Annotated in this window: 1 protein-coding gene and 1 pseudogene; both read left to right on the plus strand. The window is 75.7% G+C overall.

Annotated features, from left to right (window positions below):
• Positions 1-328 (plus strand): annotated as a pseudogene (locus ACSNOK_RS33075) (hypothetical protein); the annotation flags it as partial.
• Positions 329-499: 171 nt separating this feature from the next.
• A complete protein-coding gene (locus ACSNOK_RS33080; RefSeq protein WP_436784481.1) occupies positions 500-1,288 on the plus strand; it encodes a DUF1684 domain-containing protein in 789 nt (262 codons plus the stop codon).
• Positions 1,289-1,307: the final 19 nt, after the last annotated feature.

The following is a 1,307-nucleotide window of genomic DNA, read 5'->3' on the forward strand; positions in this document are numbered from 1 at the left end:
GGGCGAGGGGGTGGGGGTGCGGGCCGCGTTCGGGCCGCCGCCCGTCATGCCGCCGCCGCCCGCGCCGCCGGAGCCCCCGCAGCACGGGCGGCGGCGTGGACTGCTGGCCGGATGCGCGGTGTGGGCCGGGCTCTTCTGCACCTGCCAGGTGTGCTGCCGGGACCCGTACCACGATCCGTGGAGTGGCAAGCCTCGTGAGGGGTGGTGCCATAAGTGCGAGTGCGATGACTGTAGCGATTGCTGTGATTGCTGCGACTGTTGCGACAAGTGCAGCTGCTGCGGGGATGGTTGCGGGTGTGACGGCTGCGGGTGCGACTGTGGCTGCTGACGGGGCGACGTAACCGCTGACGGAGGTGGGCGCTGACGCGGCGGGCGCTGACGGGGTGGGCGTTGACGCGGTGGGCGCTGGCGGGGTGGGGGTGCGTAACAGCCGTCGGCCGGTGAGGGGTTGGGCCGGGAGCGCGTGCCGCGGTGCCGCCGTATGGAAAAGTGGGCGCCCATGAACACCGACGATGCGCGTCAGCAGTGGGCGGAGTGGCGCGAGCTGCGCCGGGAGACCGCCTCGGCCCCTTACGGGCCGCTTGCCCTCACCGCCACCCACTGGCTCGCCGACCACCCCGGCGGCCGGCTCCCGGACGTCCCCGGGCGGTGGGCCGGGGACGACGACGGCGTGCTGCTCGCCGCCGCGCCGGAGGACGGTCTGGTGCTGGACGGCGAGCCCTTCGCCGGCGAGGCCCGGCTGGCCGCGGACGCGAGCCCGGCCGCGGCCCGGGCCGCGCACGGCGCCCGGCGGCTGGTCGTCCTGTGCCGCGAAGGGCTGTGGGCGGTACGGGTCTTCGACCCGGCCGCGCCCGCCCGCCGGGAGTTCGCCGGTATCGACGCCTTCCCGCACGACGGCCGCTGGGTGCGGCCGGGCCGCTACCGTCCGTACGACCGGAGGCGCACGGTCCTCGTCGGGAACGCGGACGGCCGGGAGCGGGGGCTGAGTCTGTCCGGCGAGCTGTCCTTCGAACTGGCCGGTGAGGTACGGGTGCTGCGTGTGGCGGAGGAGGCCGACGGGGCGCTTTGGGCGGTGTTCTCCGATGCCACGAGCGGAGCGGACGGCCCCCGGTTCCGTTTCCTGCGGACGCCGGCGCCCGACGCCGCCGGGCGCGTGGAGGTGGACCTCAACCGCGCGGTGCTGCCGCCGTGCGCCTTCGCGGACCACTTCATCTGCCCCTTCCCGCCGCCCGGGAACGACCTGCCGGTGGCCGTCGAGGCGGGGGAGCGGGCGGTGCTGACGCGGTAGGGCGGGGGAGAGGGAGAAG

Source organism: Streptomyces sp. URMC 126, from assembly GCF_051386555.1.
Lineage (GTDB): Bacteria > Actinomycetota > Actinomycetes > Streptomycetales > Streptomycetaceae > Streptomyces.